Source organism: Pseudomonas sp. TH31 (genome assembly GCF_016650815.1).
GTDB lineage: Bacteria > Pseudomonadota > Gammaproteobacteria > Pseudomonadales > Pseudomonadaceae > Aquipseudomonas.
On sequence record NZ_JAEKEZ010000029.1, the window covers coordinates 228,942 to 244,722 of the forward strand.

General features: G+C 59.1%; 15 protein-coding genes and 1 pseudogene. All 16 read right to left on the reverse strand.

Annotation, left to right across the window (positions count from 1 at the left end; translation table 11 throughout):
• Nucleotide 1 precedes the first annotated feature (1 nt).
• The 16 genes and pseudogenes from fliE to JFV26_RS20495 all read right to left on the reverse strand — a co-directional run bounded on the left by fliE (nucleotide 2) and on the right by JFV26_RS20495 (nucleotide 15,699).
• A complete protein-coding gene (gene fliE / locus JFV26_RS20420) occupies nucleotides 2–331 on the reverse strand; it encodes a flagellar hook-basal body complex protein FliE (RefSeq protein WP_054049322.1) in 330 nt (109 codons plus the stop codon).
• A 315-nt stretch (nucleotides 332–646) separates the two neighbouring features.
• Nucleotides 647–2,035, reverse strand: coding sequence for a sigma-54-dependent transcriptional regulator (locus JFV26_RS20425; protein ID WP_201195015.1), 1,389 nt, complete (start codon nucleotides 2,033–2,035; stop codon nucleotides 647–649).
• 5 nt (nucleotides 2,036–2,040) lie between these two features.
• A complete protein-coding gene (locus tag JFV26_RS20430) occupies nucleotides 2,041–3,234 on the reverse strand; it encodes a sensor histidine kinase (RefSeq protein WP_201195862.1) in 1,194 nt (397 codons plus the stop codon).
• A 128-nt stretch (nucleotides 3,235–3,362) separates the two neighbouring features.
• A complete protein-coding gene (locus JFV26_RS20435) occupies nucleotides 3,363–4,838 on the reverse strand; it encodes a sigma-54 dependent transcriptional regulator (protein ID WP_201195016.1) in 1,476 nt (491 codons plus the stop codon).
• Nucleotides 4,839–5,007: 169 nt separating this feature from the next.
• A complete protein-coding gene (locus tag JFV26_RS20440) occupies nucleotides 5,008–5,304 on the reverse strand; it encodes a flagellar protein FliT (protein ID WP_201195017.1) in 297 nt (98 codons plus the stop codon).
• 10 nt (nucleotides 5,305–5,314) lie between these two features.
• Nucleotides 5,315–5,710 carry a flagellar export chaperone FliS gene (gene fliS, locus JFV26_RS20445; RefSeq protein ID WP_201195019.1) on the reverse strand — a complete coding sequence of 132 codons (396 nt, stop codon included), beginning with the start codon at nucleotides 5,708–5,710 and terminating at the stop codon, nucleotides 5,315–5,317.
• A 129-nt stretch (nucleotides 5,711–5,839) separates the two neighbouring features.
• Nucleotides 5,840–7,282 carry a flagellar filament capping protein FliD gene (gene fliD / locus JFV26_RS20450; RefSeq protein WP_201195021.1) on the reverse strand — a complete coding sequence of 481 codons (1,443 nt, stop codon included), beginning with the start codon at nucleotides 7,280–7,282 and terminating at the stop codon, nucleotides 5,840–5,842.
• Nucleotides 7,283–7,364: 82 nt separating this feature from the next.
• Complete coding sequence (locus JFV26_RS20455) at nucleotides 7,365–7,736, reverse strand: flagellar protein FlaG (RefSeq protein ID WP_201195023.1); 372 nt, start codon at nucleotides 7,734–7,736, stop codon at nucleotides 7,365–7,367.
• Nucleotides 7,737–7,808: 72 nt separating this feature from the next.
• The gene (locus JFV26_RS20460) at nucleotides 7,809–8,660 is read right to left on the reverse strand and encodes a flagellin domain-containing protein (RefSeq protein WP_201195025.1); all 852 of its coding nucleotides are present in this window, start codon (nucleotides 8,658–8,660) and stop codon (nucleotides 7,809–7,811) included.
• Nucleotides 8,661–8,903: 243 nt separating this feature from the next.
• Nucleotides 8,904–9,170, reverse strand: a complete 267-nt coding sequence (locus JFV26_RS20465; RefSeq protein ID WP_201195027.1) for a hypothetical protein — start codon at nucleotides 9,168–9,170, stop codon at nucleotides 8,904–8,906.
• Nucleotides 9,167–10,458 (reverse strand): annotated as a pseudogene (locus JFV26_RS20470) (motility associated factor glycosyltransferase family protein). Before JFV26_RS20470 ends, JFV26_RS20465 begins: the two are co-directional and overlap by 4 nt.
• A gap of 213 nt (nucleotides 10,459–10,671) precedes the next feature.
• Nucleotides 10,672–11,598 carry a ketoacyl-ACP synthase III gene (locus JFV26_RS20475; protein WP_201195029.1) on the reverse strand — a complete coding sequence of 309 codons (927 nt, stop codon included), beginning with the start codon at nucleotides 11,596–11,598 and terminating at the stop codon, nucleotides 10,672–10,674.
• Between the two features lie 229 nt (nucleotides 11,599–11,827).
• A complete protein-coding gene (gene pseI / locus JFV26_RS20480) occupies nucleotides 11,828–12,880 on the reverse strand; it encodes a pseudaminic acid synthase (protein WP_201195031.1) in 1,053 nt (350 codons plus the stop codon).
• A complete protein-coding gene (pseG, locus tag JFV26_RS20485; RefSeq protein WP_201195032.1) occupies nucleotides 12,873–14,378 on the reverse strand; it encodes a UDP-2,4-diacetamido-2,4,6-trideoxy-beta-L-altropyranose hydrolase in 1,506 nt (501 codons plus the stop codon). Before pseG ends, pseI begins: the two co-directional genes overlap by 8 nt.
• Complete coding sequence (gene pseF / locus JFV26_RS20490; protein WP_201195033.1) at nucleotides 14,375–15,082, reverse strand: pseudaminic acid cytidylyltransferase; 708 nt, start codon at nucleotides 15,080–15,082, stop codon at nucleotides 14,375–14,377. Before pseF ends, pseG begins: the two co-directional genes overlap by 4 nt.
• Nucleotides 15,079–15,699: a pseudaminic acid biosynthesis-associated methylase gene (locus tag JFV26_RS20495; RefSeq protein WP_201195034.1), complete on the reverse strand. Its 621-nt coding sequence runs from the start codon at nucleotides 15,697–15,699 to the stop codon at nucleotides 15,079–15,081. The genes pseF and JFV26_RS20495 overlap by 4 nt, the downstream gene beginning before the upstream one ends.
• Nucleotides 15,700–15,781 lie beyond the last annotated feature (82 nt).

The window sequence follows — 15,781 nt, forward strand, 5'->3', positions numbered from 1 at the left end:
CTTAAACCGGCATCTGCATGATGTCTTGGTAGGCCTGAACCAGCTTGTTACGCACTTGGGTCAACGCTTGAAAAGACACGCTGGCCTTCTGCGAGGAAATCATCACATCCGTCAGATCAACGCCGCTTTTGCCAATTTCGAAGGCACTGGACAGCTGATTTGACGCCTGCTGGGTGTCGTTCACTTTATTGACGGCCTGACCGAGCATGTCGGCAAAGCTGCTGCCACCCAATTCAGGGACTGCGGCAGTCGATTTTGGCGCAGACATGGCATCCATTTGCATGGAGCGCATGTCCAACATCAATCGATTAAATTCAATACCTTGGCTCATGGTCTACTCTCTCTGGCGACCCGCAATTTTTTGACACTCACTCGGCGGGTAGTGAGGTGTTAGCAACAAGGGTGCCAGCTCGGCGACCGCTTTAAACAAAAACCCATCCGCGCGCTCACTCCAATGATTTACGTCGAACGCGATCCGTAGCAGCTGGCGAAGCCTGCGTCCGGCTGCGCAGCAGCCGTGAAATCAGGCAACGCGGTGTTTCAGAAAGGCACGGGGCTCAGGTTTTGCGACTGCTACGCAGCCGGACGCAGCCTTCGGCAGCTGCTACAAACCGGACGCACCTTCGGCAGCTGCTACAAAATGGAGTCAGGTGGCAAACAAATAAGCTTCCACATCCATTCCGGCGTCGCGCATTTGCGCCAGTTTGTAGCGCAAGGTGCGCGGGCTGATGCCCAGGCGCTCGGCAGCCTCTTTGCGACGGCCGCGCTCGGAGCGCAAGGTGTCGATGATCATCTGGAACTCATGCCGGCGCAGGTCATCGCCCAGGGCGCCCGCCGATTCGGCTTCGACCTCCATGGCGGCACGCACGGGCGTTGGCGCCAATGCCGGCAGCGGCGCGCAGGCGACCGGCCCTGACAGGCAGAAATCCTGCGGCTGAATCAGCCCGCCCTGTTGCAGTATCAGCGCACGCTGGATGGCGTTATCGAGCTCGCGAACGTTGCCCGGCCACGGATAGCCGATCAGACATGCCTGAGCCTCGGGTGACAGCCTGGCCGCCGCATGCTTCATTTTATTGACGTGCTTGACCAACAGGCGCTCGGCCAGCGGCAGGATGTCGGCGGTGCGCTCGCGCAGTGGACGCCAGGCCAGTGGAAAAACCGACAGCCGATAATAAAGATCCTCACGAAAACGCCCCGCCGCCACTTCACCGGCCAGGTCACGGTTGGTGGTCGCCACGACCCGGATATCCAGACTGATCGGCTTGCGCGCGCCGACCCGCTCGACTTCGCGCTCTTGCAAAACGCGCAGCAACTTGGCCTGCAGGCCCATGGGCATTTCGGAAATCTCGTCGAGCAGGATGGTCCCGCCGTCAGCCTGTTCAAACTTGCCGGCCTGGGCCGCGATGGCGCCGGTAAACGAGCCTTTCTCGTGGCCGAACAACGTCGCCTCGAGCATGTTGTCGGGGATCGCCGCGCAGTTGATGGCAATGAACGGCTGGCTGGCACGATGGGAATGCTGGTGGATGTAACGCGCCAGCACTTCCTTGCCGGTGCCGGACTCGCCGGAGATCAATACCGTGGAATCACTGCGCGCCACTCGCGCGGCCAGCTCCAGCAGTTGTGCACTGGCCGGCTCGAACGCGATCGGCCCTTCGCCGTCAGCGGTACCGAGACTGCCCAGCGCATGGCGCGCCACCAGATCGAGCAAAGCCTTGGGCTCGAACGGCTTGACCAGATAATCCGCCGCGCCCTGACGCATGGCATCGACCGCCCGCTCCACCGCGCCATGCGCCGTCATCAGCAGCACTGGCAATTGTGGCTGGCGAGCCCGCAGCAAACCCAGCAACTGGTGGCCGTCCATGCCTGGCATGTTGACGTCGCTGACGACAAGGTTGAATGCCTCGCCGCCGACCGCCGCCAGCGCTTCTTCCGCCGAACCGACAGCCTTGAAATCGTGCCCCGCCAGCAACAGCGTATCGGCCAGTGCTTCGCGCAGCGCGCGGTCATCCTCGACCAGTAAAACCTTGATTGCCATGTCCTTCACTCCGCATCCGATGCGCTGGAAAACAACGGCAGGGACACCAGCGCACACGTGCCGCGACCGAGCCGCGAGCGCAAGTGCAATTCTCCCTGATGAGCACGGGCCACTGCCTTGACCACGGTCAGGCCGAGGCCAGTACCGGTGGTTTTGGTGGTGAAAAACGGTTCGCCCAGACGCGCCAACACTGCTTCATCGATCCCGCTGCCACTGTCGCTGATGCACAGGCGCAGGTTGTTGCCCCGGGTATAGAGGTGGACCTTGAGGCGCACCGCACCGTTGCTCGCCTGGATCGCATTCTCGATCAAATTCAGAATCGCCCCGACCAAGGTGTCGCGATTGCATAGCAACTCCCCGGCATGACTGTCGCACTGCCAACGGATCGGCAGCTCCTGAACATGGGTCAGGGCTGCGGCCTGCAGCGATTGCATCAGTTCTTTGGGCGTCACACGATTGGTCAGCGGCAGTTCGCCGCGAGCGAATACCAGCATATCGCGCACCTGATGCTCCAACTCGTGCAGGCGCTCTTTCAAGCGACCGGCGAATCGTTGCTGGGTGGCAACCGGCAATTCCTGCTCAGTCAAATGACTGGCGTAGAGCAAAGCGGCCGAGAGCGGTGTACGAATCTGATGGGCCAGCGAGGCAACCATTCGGCCCAGGGACGACAAGCGCTCATGGCGGGCCAGTTGACCTTGCAGCTGCCGGGTTTCAGTCAGGTCGTTGAGCAACACCAACTGGCCGGGCTCGGCATCCAGCGAGCGAGTGGCGATCGACAGGCGGCGGCCGTCCTTCAGGGAGATTTCATGACCGTCGTCTTCACGGGGCGCAAAGCAGCGAGCAATGACGTGACGCCACAGCTCACCTTCGAGCGGCAGGCCGAGCAACTCGCAGGCCGCCGGGTTGGCTTCGCGCACCATGCCCTGGGCATCGATGACGATAACGCCACCGGGCAACAGGTCGAGGAGGTTTTGCAGGCGGTTGGCCAGGCGTTCTTTTTCCGCCAGTTCCTGCATGCGTTGAGCGCTGACCACCGCCAGTTCGCCCTTGAGCTCGGTGACCCGGGCTTCGAGCATGCTGTAGGAGTCAGTCAATTGGCTCGACATCTGGTTGAACAGGGCAAACGCCTGTTCAAGGCCAAGCCGGCTTGCCTGTTCTACGGACGACGGTTGCCCCGAAGCGTCAGGGACGGAAGACATCTGGGCGGCTTGGGGCATCGTGCTCTCTCGCTTGGCTGACCGTCAGTGAAACGGAACGTTGCAAGAGATGTAGCAATACCCGTGCCTAAAAAAAACAGCCTATAAATGAAGGACTTGAAAAACAGGCGTCAATCATCTGCCTGTTCATCACCCTCACGACGACTCATGCCGTACTTGCGCATCTTCTCCACCAGGGTGGTGCGACGAATACGCAGACGTTCGGCGGCACGCGCCACGATGCCGTTGGCATCATCCAGCGCCTGTTGAATCAGCCCTTGCTCCAGACCACCGAGGTAGTCCTTCAGGTCCAGGCCTTCGGGCGGCAGCAATGCATTGGCACTGAAGTCCGGGGTATGACCGTTGATGGCCACCCGCTCTTCCAGATCGCTGCGCAGGCTGTCGACCAGTTGTTCGTCTTCGTCATCGACATAGCGGAATTTCTTCGGCAACTCGACCACGCCGATCACCCCGTACGGATGCATGATCGCCATGCGCTCCACCAGGTTGGCCAGTTCACGAACGTTGCCCGGCCAGCCGTGACGGCACAGGGACATGATCGCCGCCGAGTTGAAACGGATCGAACCACGCTTCTCGTGCTCCATGCGCGAGATCAACTCGTTCATCAGCAGCGGGATGTCTTCGACACGTTCGCGCAGTGGCGCCATCTCGATCGGGAACACGTTCAGGCGATAGTAGAGGTCTTCGCGAAAGGCGCCGATCTCGATCATGCTTTCGAGATTTTTGTGGGTCGCCGCGATAATCCGCACATCGGCGCTCTGGGTCTTGTTGCTACCCACGCGCTCAAAGGTGCGCTCCTGCAGGACACGCAGCAGCTTGACCTGCATCGGCAATGGCATGTCGCCGATTTCGTCGAGGAACAGCGTGCCGCCGTTGGCCAGCTCGAAACGCCCGGCGCGACTGGTGATTGCCCCGGTGAATGCGCCCTTCTCGTGACCGAACAGTTCGCTTTCCAGCAACTCGGCCGGGATCGCCCCGCAGTTGACCGGAACGAACGGCGCATCACGACGCTTGGAGTGGTAATGCAGGTTGCGCGCGACCACTTCCTTGCCGGTGCCGGACTCGCCGAGGATCAGCACGCTGGCATCGGTGTCAGCCACTTGCTGCATCATCTGACGGACGTGTTGAATCGCCCGACTGGTGCCGACAAGGCTGCGAAACAGATTGGGTTCACGGTGACGACCGCGCTCGCGGGCCTGGTCGTACATTTCGCGATAGACCTGGGCACGGTGCAGAGAGTCGAGCAATTTGCTGTAGCTGGGCGGCATTTCGAGGGTCGAAAGCACCCGGCGACGCTGGTCATCCGGCAGGTCAACGGAACAACTATCACCCATTAACAAAACCGGAAGGAACTCATCCCAGGTCGAGAGTGTCTTTAACAGGCCCAGAAGCGCACCAGGAGCACTAACCGTCCCGATCAGCACACAAATAACTTCACGGCTTGATGACAACGAGCCGACCGCCTGCTGCCAGTCATGGCTACCGCAGGGTAAATTTTCTTCACCGAGAAAATTTAAAATCACCGCCAAATCGCGGCGACGGACGCTATCGTCATCAATCAGCAGAATTTTGGTTTCACGCCACATGCAATAGCAACTTCCCTAGTCAACTCAATGCCCGAAATGAGGGGGCAAGCTAGACGCTTGCAGACACGTTATGCCTGTAGACGTCTGAAATCTGGTACCAGCCACTAGTTAAGTCAAAAAACCGTGCACAGTCAAATTTATGGCGCACTATGTTTGGATTAACCCGGGATTAACCAAACAGATGGTAAACCTTTGCGGCGTTGCGCGCTTGCTGGATCTGAGACATCTCGTCGACTATCGCCTGCCTCTCCCCCATGGCCACCTCAAGCAGCTGCTTGTAGACATGCAGCAGCTCCTCCAGATTACCGCGCAACGCCACCTCGTCCAGCGAAGCCTCACTCAAGACATCTTCCATGCAGGAACGGCAATCCAGGTCCAACTGACCGATCGCCTCCCAGTTGCGCTCGGCCAGGGCACCGACCAGCGCTTCACGGGTTTGTTCGATTCGCTGCAATACAAGACTCATGGTGATCTCCTTAAAACTGCGGACCTGGCGCGGCGATGGCATCCCAGCCTTCTTTGACCGTGCGCAGCAACCCGGCGACTTCATCGAGAATCCGCGGGTCGCTTTTGATGTTTGCCTCGGCGAGGCGCTTCATCATGTAGATGTACAGGCTGTCTAGCTCGCTGACGGCCTCTGCGGAATTTTCCAGGTCCAGGCCTTCACGCAAGCCACCGACAATGCCGACGGCCTTGCTGATCGCCACACACTTGGCAGGAACGTCTTTACGCACAATGGCCCCCTTGGCTTGGGCGATGCGGTCCAGACCACCTTCCATCAGCATTTGCACCAGCCGGTGCGGACTGGCTTCGGACGCCTGGGCCTGCGCCCCCACCTTCTGGTATTGCCGAAGGGCTAACATCGGATTCATGTTCTACCTCATTGCCACAATGACTCGTATGACCAGTGTATCGCCTGCGAGCCAAAAAACTTTAGATCAAAAGACAAAAACCCGGCGCACGCCAGAAGGCGTAGCCGGGTTTTTGTCGTCAGCTCATAACTAGCTAGAGGACTTCTGGGCGTTCAAGGAAGCGAAGAACGAGGTGATGTTGGTCGCCGTCGCCTTCATCTGCCCGACTAACAGGTCCATGGCGTTGTATTTGGCCGTCAAGGTCGCCGTCAGACTGGTGACGTGCAGATCCAGTGTTGCTTGCTGCGCCGAAATGCTCTTGGCCACACTGGTCAGGTTGGTGCTGCGCTGATCGAGCAACCCGCCTGTCGCGACATAAGGATCGATTGCCTTGCTCATGCGCGACAGCAAGCCGTTGTTAGCGTCCGTACCACCGAACAACTGCTGCACCTGACCACTCATGCCATTGCTGCTCATGGTCTTGGTAAACGAGGCGCTGTCGAACGTCAGGTTGCCGGTAAACGCGTCCGTCATCACACCGATCTGCGACAGAACAGACAATGGCCCTGCGGCACCCGGAGCAGTCAACACGCCACGCATGTCCGAAATCAGCGAGCGCGGCAGGGAATCACCGGTGAACGCAGCCGAAACGGTCGGGTTGCCATCGGCATCCGCCGTCGCCGTGGTGAGGGTATCAATGGTCTTTTTCAGCGTGTTGTAAGAGTCGACAAACGCCTGAATCGAGGTCTGCAAACCGGTGGTGTTGGTTGCAACGGTGACGATAGCAGGCGTTTGGCTCGCGCCCGAGCCCGGGCTCACGGAAGCCAGGTTCAGCGTCAAGCCACTGATTGCACCCGTCACGGTATTGCTCTTGCTGCTGACTGCCAGACCGTCGATGGTCAGATTCGCATCCGTAGCAATCCCGTTGACAGCCCCTGAGGAACTAGCCGTCGGGGTAGCTCCCATCGGCTGGGTGCCGTCGATTTCAAGACCGGCGATACCGCTGACCGTCAGGTCGGAACCTGAACCGGTCTTGTTCGAACTGATCACCAGTCGCGAGGAACCGCTACTGTCGGTCACGATGTTGGCCGAAATACCGTTGACTGCCTGCGCGGTGTTGATCGCGTCCCGGGTGCTCTGCAACGTCGCATTGGCCGGAATCGTGACGTTGTAATCAGTGCCATTCTGACTGATTTTCAGAGTACCACTCGGAATGGCACTGGCGGCACCGCCGGAGAAAGCAGCACTGGCAACTTTCGACCCCGTGGCCAGATTCTGCACAACTACGCTGTAATTACCCGCAACCGCTGTGTTATCCGAGGTTGCAGCCAGGATCGAGGTATTCCCCGAAGTCGCGGTAAAACCCGCAAATGCTGGAGTGGTCGTGCTGTTAAGGTTAGCCAGCGCGGTCTGAAATGCCGCCAGCGCACTTTTCAAGGAACCGACACCGGAAATCTTCAGGGTGTTGGTTTTGGTCTGGGTATCAATTTGCGTCTGTTTGGCCGATTTGTCGGAGTTGACCAGCGCGGTCACGATCGAACCGATATCAAGACCGGACCCTAGACCCGCACCCGGTAAAATTGGACTTGCCATGTGCATCTCCCTTTCTGTGTTTCGCCGGTCTTTTGACCACTATGCGTAGCCAATGATCCAGCAAACACGTTTCATGCCAGTATCAGGCTTTGGCGTCGAACAATACGTTACTGGCATTGTGAAGGCTTTCAGCCAGTTTCATTGCTTCGGCCGATGGAATCTGCCGAATGACTTCACCAGACTCGCTGGCGATCACCTTGACGATGACCTTGCCAGAGGTTTCATCAATGGAAAACTCCAGGTTACGCTGGACCGACTGAACGAACTTTTCGATCTCCTGAACGGCCGTTTTCAACTTATCCGAATTGTCCGACTTGTCCGAATCCGAGCTTTTAGCCGCTGCAGTGACAGCCTTGATACTTTCAGCGCCAAGTTTATCGGCCGGCTTATCGGTAGTGCTGACCGTAGGTTGCGCGGCCGGGTAAGACAAGTTCAGCTTTACGCTCATGTCCATGACCATCACCTCTTAAACGGAAAAAGCGAGAGAGTACGCAAGCGCACTCCCCCGCCAAAACCCAATCCGATCTTACTGAAGCAGTTTCAGTACAGCGGATGGCAGCTGGTTAGCCTGGGCCAGAACAGCGGTGGAAGCTTGTTGCAGAGTTTGCTGTTTGGTCAGGTTAGCTGTTTCTGCGGCGAAGTCGGTATCTTGTACGCGACCTTGTGCAGCAGTGGTGTTTTCCACGATGTTTTGCAAGTTGGCGATGGTGCTGGTCAGACGGTTTTGCGAAGCACCCAGGCTAGCGCGAGTGCTGTTGATGGTCGCAATTGCAGCATCGATCGCAGTGATTGCGTTGTCGATGTTAGCCGCGGCGCCCGAAACGCTTGCACCGGTCAGAACAACAGTACCGCTACCTACCGACAGGCTGACGGCGTCGAACTTGGAGCTCAGTACCAGGTCGATGTGGTTAGCCGAACCAGTGTTTGCGCCCACTTGCAGGGTAACGGTGCCAGCCGAACCGTCCAGCAGGTTTTTGCCGTTCAGGTTGGTGGAAGCGGAGATACGGGTCAATTCGTCAGACATCTGACTGAATTCAAGGTTGGTAGCGGTCTGGTCAACGCTGCCGTTGGTACCGGTACGTGCTTTAACAGCCAGTTCACGCATACGCTGCAGGATGTCAGTCGAAGCTTGCAGCGCGCCTTCAGCGGTCTGAGCAACGGAGATACCGTCGTTGGCGTTCTGGATCGCCTGGTTGCCACCACGGATCTGGGAAGTCATGCGGGTTGCGATCTGCAGGCCGGCGGCGTCGTCTTTAGCGCTGTTGATACGCAGGCCGGAGGACAGGCGCTGCATCGAAGTCGACAGAGCATTGGAAGCATTGTTCAGGTTCTTCTGAACGTTCAACGACGTAGTGTTGGTGTTTACTGTTAATGCCATGACGAATTCCTCGTTGGTTGGGTACTGCGGCTTCCGGCCCTGGCAACCGCCGGGTGTGGCCTAGAGAACCTTCGTAATAGTTATCGTCGGGTTGGCAGGTTGCTTGAGGGCTTTTTGAAAAAATTTTGCCATCACCCTGCCATCCCTTGGAAAACAAGGGCTTGATGCCCTCTCAACCACGAAAAAATGACGTCATAAAACCGTCCACACCCCCAACCTGTAGGCCAGAGCCGTTGGTCGCCCTCAGACCTGAACACTTTCCAGCAAATCAATCAGCTCATATTCCATGAAATCGGCCAGTCCCAACCAATCCTGACGCTCCTGGCAGGCCAGCATGTGGGTCAGTACCTGCGCCCACGACGGCTGAACATCCTGAGGCGCGGACGATAAAAGCTGCTGCGCTTCATCGAATACATCCACCATGATCAGCGCCGCCTCGACATCGCGCCCCAACCGAAACAATCCGGCGCAGTGGCGGCACGCGCTGATGCACTTCGCCAGCGCACTCATTGCACAAACTCCTGATTGAATTGCGTACCGACGATCATTGCCCCTGCCCGGCTGCTGTTAAGGAAAGTCACCTCTGGATGCCTGGCGATATAACGCTCCAGCACACACAGGTAGCCGCGAAAATTCAGCTGTGTCCTGACCTGTTCGCCATGCCCATCACGGACCCAATGTCGAGCCTGATCCACGGCTGGCCCCAGGTCGCCGTCATTCCACCCGGCGTGGGTCTTGTTCATCGGGAAGGCAAAGTCGGCGCCGAAAAGGGTAATGCACGTGGCGCCCATCTTCACGGCCAGGTCCACCGCAGGGTGAATCACGCTGCCGCCCGCATGCAGTTCGGCCCGGGATGCTGCTGACGCAACATCGCGTAGATGGGGCTGGCGGTGTAAGCGCCATACCGTTTGCCCTTCCAGGCCTTCAGCACCGCCGGATCGCTCATGGGCAGGTACACCAACGGGATGCCGTCGGACTCCTCAAAAGGCAAGTGCCGAAAGCTGATGAGCTGGTCGAGCGTCACGACCAGATCGGGGATGATCCCGTGCTTGCGCAAAGGCCGATAGGCGGTGTCGACACAGATGAACAGCGGCCGCTCGGCCTGCCCGCGCACCGCCGCCAGCCTCGCGAAATGTCCTTCCAGTGTCGGTCCGGTGCCAATCACATAGATTTCGCGGCCGGTGCAGGTGGCAAACAACTGCGCCACATCGGCATCCGCGAGCAGCACGTCCAGGCAATCCTGCAAGCGCTGCTGAATGGCCGGCAATTGCGGGTCGAAGTCGCGATTGTTGAAACTTAGGTGGACTTCGTTGACCAGCCGATCACGAATCTTGGCGTTGAAGTCGTCCGCCAGCAGCATTTCCGCCGGCAGGGCGAAAAACGGCGAGTAGATATCCGCATGATCCCCGGCATACAGCAGCTCCACCCGTGGGTCATCGAGCCAGTGCCGCTGATCGAGCAATTGCAGCACCAGCGCAAACAGCGCGCCGTTGAGGATGTGCACGTACAGGCGCTCAAGCTCGGAACGCTCCAGCAGGACCGTTGGCAAATCCCCAAGGCCGGTGCCGTAGACATGCAACTGCGCCTTGCCAGTCGGCAGACTGGTCGCCTGCACACGGGCTTCGTGGAAACGGTCATGGCGACTGGTGAGCTGGATGCCGCCAATGCTCAGCGTCGAAGCCAGGCCCTCGGACAATTCGGCCTGGACCGACGTGCTGTCCTCCAGCATCAACCGCGTGTGCAACGCCGGCCAGCGGCGCTCTATCACCTGAGCATTATCTTCAAAGCATTCGCTCATGCTGCCTCGCTTTTCATACAGGCAAAAAAATAGCGTTCAAGGTAAACCCTTGAACGCTATTTTTGTATTGGCCTTACAACTTTTAATGACCGCTGAACAACCCTGTAGGAGCTGCCGAAGGCTGCGATCTTTTGATCTTGAGCTGTTCTTTTCAGAGTGCAGAAAAACAGGATCAAAAGATCGCAGCCTTCGGCAGCTCCTACGAAGCGTGGTTCAAGGACGATAGATAATCGCCGAGCCCCACGACAGTCCCACACCAAAACCGCTCAGTGCTACGCGCTTCCAGTTGGAGTCCAGGACGTGTTTTTCCAGCAGTAACGGAATACTCGACGACACGGTATTACCGGTCTCGACCATGTCCTTGATGAACTTCTCCGGCTCGCCTTCGAACCGGCGGGCCACCGCATCGACAATCGCCGCACTGCCCTGGTGGATGCAGAAGGCATCGATATCGTCAGCCTTCAGGCCAGACTCGTCGAGCAACTCATGCAAATGCGCCGGGACTTTAAGCAGCGCAAAATTGAAGACCTGACGACCGTTCATATAGAACACGCCATCGGTAACCTTCAAGTGTGGTGCGCCGGAACCGTCGGTGCCGAACTTGGCCTTGCCGAGTTGCCATGGCGCGTCTTCGCCCATCCAGGTCGCAGTGGCGGCGTCGCCGAACAGCATGGTGGTGTTACGGTCCTCCGGATCGACGATCTTGGAGTACGGATCGGCAGTCACCAACAAGCCGTTCTTCAGGCCTGTGGCTTCCATGAAGCCCTTGATCGCGTAGATGCCATAGACGTAGCCCGAGCAGCCCAGGGAGATATCGAACGCTGCCACGGTGGTCGGCAGGCCCAGTTTGTCCTGAACGATCGCAGCGGTGTGCGGCAGGCCTTCTTCGTCACCGTTCTGGGTGACGACGATCAGCACATCAATGGCTTCACGTTTCAAATCGGGGTTGTTGGCGAACAGCGCGTTGACTGCTTCGACACACAGGTCCGAGGTTTCTTGCGCGGCGTCTTTGCGCGGCAGGAAGGCCGAACCGATCTTGCCCAGGATGAATTCTTCATCCTTTTCGAATTTTGCACCTTGTGCGTAATTGTCCACGCCGGCTACAGGAACGTAGCTCGCAATGCTTTTTATGCCAATCATTACGGCTTCCCAATAATAAACAGCCCAATACCACCGCTCGCAAGGATTCGAGGGGCGCCGACAAACAGAGATTTTCAGTCGCCCGCAACGGGCGACAGCGGGAAGCGTAAAGGGCTATCACTGGACCCGATAAAGGGCCAGGCGCCATCTTCCCGGTCAATACAATACAGTGAAGATGCGCGTTATGACTCACAGGTCACGCTATTTCGCCGAATCAGCCCTACAAGGGTTATTCGACCAACGACCAGTCCAGCGCTGTTCCGCGCTTGATGGCCTGGCGCGCACGGCGGCCCAGCAGGGTTTCAGCGTGCTTGGGGGCCAACCCCAGACCCGGGCGGATGGCCCGCAGATTTTCAGCGGTGAAGGGTTCACCGGCGGCCATGTCCCGGGTGACGTAAAGCGAGCGCCGGTACACCAGCGACTTGCGCTCGGCCTCGGTCACGCCGTAATGCACCTGCCCCATCGCCTGCCAGGCGCGCTCGGTTTCGATCACCAGGCTGGCCAGTTCTGCCGGCTCCAGGGAGAAACTGGCGTCGACCCCACCGGCGGCACGGTCGAGGGTGAAGTGTTTTTCCACCACCGTAGCCCCGAGCGCCACCGCCGCGACAGACACACCGACACCCATGGAGTGATCGGACAGCCCGACTTCACAGCCAAACAATTCGCGCAAATGCGGAATCGTCCGCACATTGCTGTTGGCCGGCGTCGCCGGGTAAGTGCTGGTGCACTTGAGTAGCACCAGGTGCTTGCAACCAGCCTCGCGGGCGGCGCGCACGGTTTCGTCGAGTTCGGCGATGCTGGCCATGCCGGTGGAGATGATCAGCGGCTTGCCGGTGGCGGCAACCCGGCGAATCAGCGGCAGGTCGGTGTTTTCGAAACTGGCGATCTTGTAGGCCGGTACGTCGAGGCTTTCGAGAAAGTCCACGGCGGTGTCGTCGAACGGCGTGGAGAACGCCAACATGCCCAACTCTTTGGCCCGAGCGAAAATCGGTGCGTGCCATTCCCACGGTGTGTGGGCCTTCTCGTACAACGCGTACAACGAAGAACCGGCCCACAGGCTGTTGGGGTCCTTGATGAAAAATGCCCCTTCATCCAGGTCCAGGGTCATGGTCTCGGCGGTATAGGTTTGCAGCTTCAAGGCGTGGGCGCCGGCCCTGGCGGCGGCTTCGACGATTTGCAGCGCCACGTCCAGCGACTGGTTATGGTTGCCGCTCATTTCGGCAATGACGAACGGGGGCGCATCGGCACCGATCAAACGCTCGCCTATCTTGAAGCTAGTCATTACGGTGATCCTTTAAAACACGGGTGAACACGCAAGCACTCTGGGTGAAACCGGCGTCGCGAAAAAGACTCAGCGACGGCTGGTTGGCGGGCAATACCTGAGCGGTGATGCTTTGCAGTTGCGGCCAGAGGGCGCTCACGAAGGCTTCGCCACGAGCCAGCAACGCCCTGCCCCAGCCCAGGCCGAAACGGCCTTCGAACAGATAAATCGAGACTTCGGCGCTCAACCCGTGAAGGTCATAACGCAGCGCCCCGACCGGACCATCGCCCGCTTCGGCAATCAGCAGCAATCGCTGCGGATTGCCCAGGCTGGCGGCCAGCCAGGCTTGATGCGCTGGCCAATCAATCAGGCGCCTATCCAGAGACCAACGGCGCACCGCCTCGGCATTGCGCCCATCAAACAACAATCGCGCATCGTCAGGCGTCGCCTCGCGCAACGGCAATACCGCACCGACCAACGCGGCGGCCACGCGCTGCGCGCCACGACCATCGACCCATTGCCGGGAACGCTCGGCCAGACTTTGACGCAACCCCTGATTACCCGCGACAAAACCGATGGCCAGGCGCAACTGCTCGACGCTGATCTGCTCACGCGCCCCGAGGAACACATGAGCGCCCGACGTCGCCATGACCTCGCCGTTGGCCTGCTGATTATTCGACACGGCAATGCAGATCGTCGGCAGGCCCATGGCGGCCCGCTCCCAACTGGTACCGCCACCGGCACCGACAAACAGGTCGGCCTCGGTCATCAATCGGTAAAAGTCGCTGACAAAACTGTGCAACCGCCAATTCGGATGATCGATCGCCAGTGCTTGCATCTGGTCCCAGGCCGGGTTGTCGGCGCCGGCGACGAAGTCGACTTCCAGCGCATGAAAATCCGCCAGCGCCAACATCGCGTGATGGGTCTGCATCGCCGCATCAAAGCCGCCGAAATTCACCAGCACACGTTTGGCCTGCGGCTTGATTGCAATCGCCGGGCAGCAGAATTCATTGCGCAGCATGGCGAAGCGTGGTCCGAGCAAGGTCTGGCAATCCGGTTTAAGCAACGTAGCGTAAGCCGCTGACGTGCCCGACAGATTCTGATTAAGCAGCAAGTCGACGCTGTAGGTGCGCGTCGCCAGATCATCCACCGCCGCGATCCGTGGCGCCCAGCGGCGAGCCGCCGTCTGCCAGCGATGATCAAGGCCGTAGTGGTCGACGATGATCCAGTCGAAGGCCGGATGCTGTTCCAGCGCCTGGCCTAATGCAGCAATATCTGCCTGCCATGGCAGCATGGCTTCGATGGCCTGCTGCGGGTCTTCATCGGGGTAACGCTGCGCCAGCGCGAAGGTTTCAAAACCCTCGGCGGCGAGACTGTCGAGCCGATGGCCCGGCAACTGGCGACAGGCAAACGCCACGTGCACGCCCTGCTGGCGCAACACCCTGGCCAGGGTCAGGCAGCGGGCAATATGGCCACTGCCAATGGTCGGCGAGGCGTCAGCGCGGATCAGTACTCTCATTTCAGCTCACCACCAGCCTTCAACGCGGCGTACAGATATTCGGCGCGCTTCCAGTCTTCGAGCGTATCGATGTCCTGCACCAGATAACGTGGCAGGATCACCGGCAGGCTTTGGCTTGAATACAACACCTCGCCATGCAACCAGGCACTGCTGCGCCCCCAGTAAAACTGCCCGGCGTCCTGATAAGCCGGCGGCAGATCCTGGGAACGTGTCTGGCGAAATTCCGGATACAAAGCGGTCAATGCACCCTGATCATCAAGGGTCATCGCACGCTGCACCGGGAAACCGAAATCACACACCGAGAATGCAAAAGACCTGTCCGGATGCTGCTGCAACAGGCTCAAACCCTCTTGCAGAAATCGCGCTTGCAACAGCGGCGCCGTGGCATAGATACAACAGGCGAGATCAAAGTCCCGACCCTGTCGCTGCAGTTCTTCCAGGGCATGTGCAATCACCGCCGCCGTACCGGTGAAATCATCCGCCAGCGCTGCCGGGCGCATGAACGGCACCTGCGCACCGCAGGCCCGAGCCAACTCGGCGATTCCCTCGTCATCGGTGCTGACCACCACCTGAGCGAACAGTCCCGAATCGAGGGCGGTTTTAATAGAACGGGCAATCATCGGCACGCCGTCGAACGGCTTGAGGTTCTTGCGCGGTATGCGTTTGCTGCCACCGCGGGCCGGGATGATTGCGACGTTGTTCAAGGGCGTTTTTCCAACAGGAACCAGGTGATGTCGTCCACCGGGAATTGCGGGTCGCGGTGGTAACCGAAACCGTAGTCGAGCAGTTGCAGATCATCGTAACGATCGAGCATTTCACCGGCAAAATCACGTTTGAACAACTTGCCGCTGTTGCCGCGATACGACACTTCGACCGGCGCCGGGTTGTAGTACTCGGCGATCAGGATGTAGCGCTGGCTCAACGCATACAACTGGTCATACGCGGCCGCCAGCAACTCGTGCGCCAGATGGATCAGCACGCCTTTGCTCAGGGTCAGGTCGAAGGTGCGCTCGCGGGGGAAATCGAACAGCGAACCCTGCCAGATCCGGGCGATCCCCAGTGCCTGGGCCTGGGCGCAAGCGCTTTCGTTGATCTCCACGCCGAACAGTTCACATTGCGGCAACAGCTGACGCAGCGCCTGCAAATTGTTGCCGGCATTGGTGCCCAGTTCCACCAGGCTTTCGATTCGCCCGGCGCGGGTCAAGGCCTTGGCAAACAAGGCCAGGTTGGCGGCTACCAATGGTTGCCCGACGTTGCGGTCAACGTACTGGTTACCGAAGTCGCCCTGCCAGAATTTTTCCTGCTCACTCAGTTCGCGCATTGCACAGTTCCCATTCACTCATCACCAAGGCCTGGTGCTATCCCCGTAGGAGCTGCCGAAGGCTCGGGCCGCGTTCGGACGA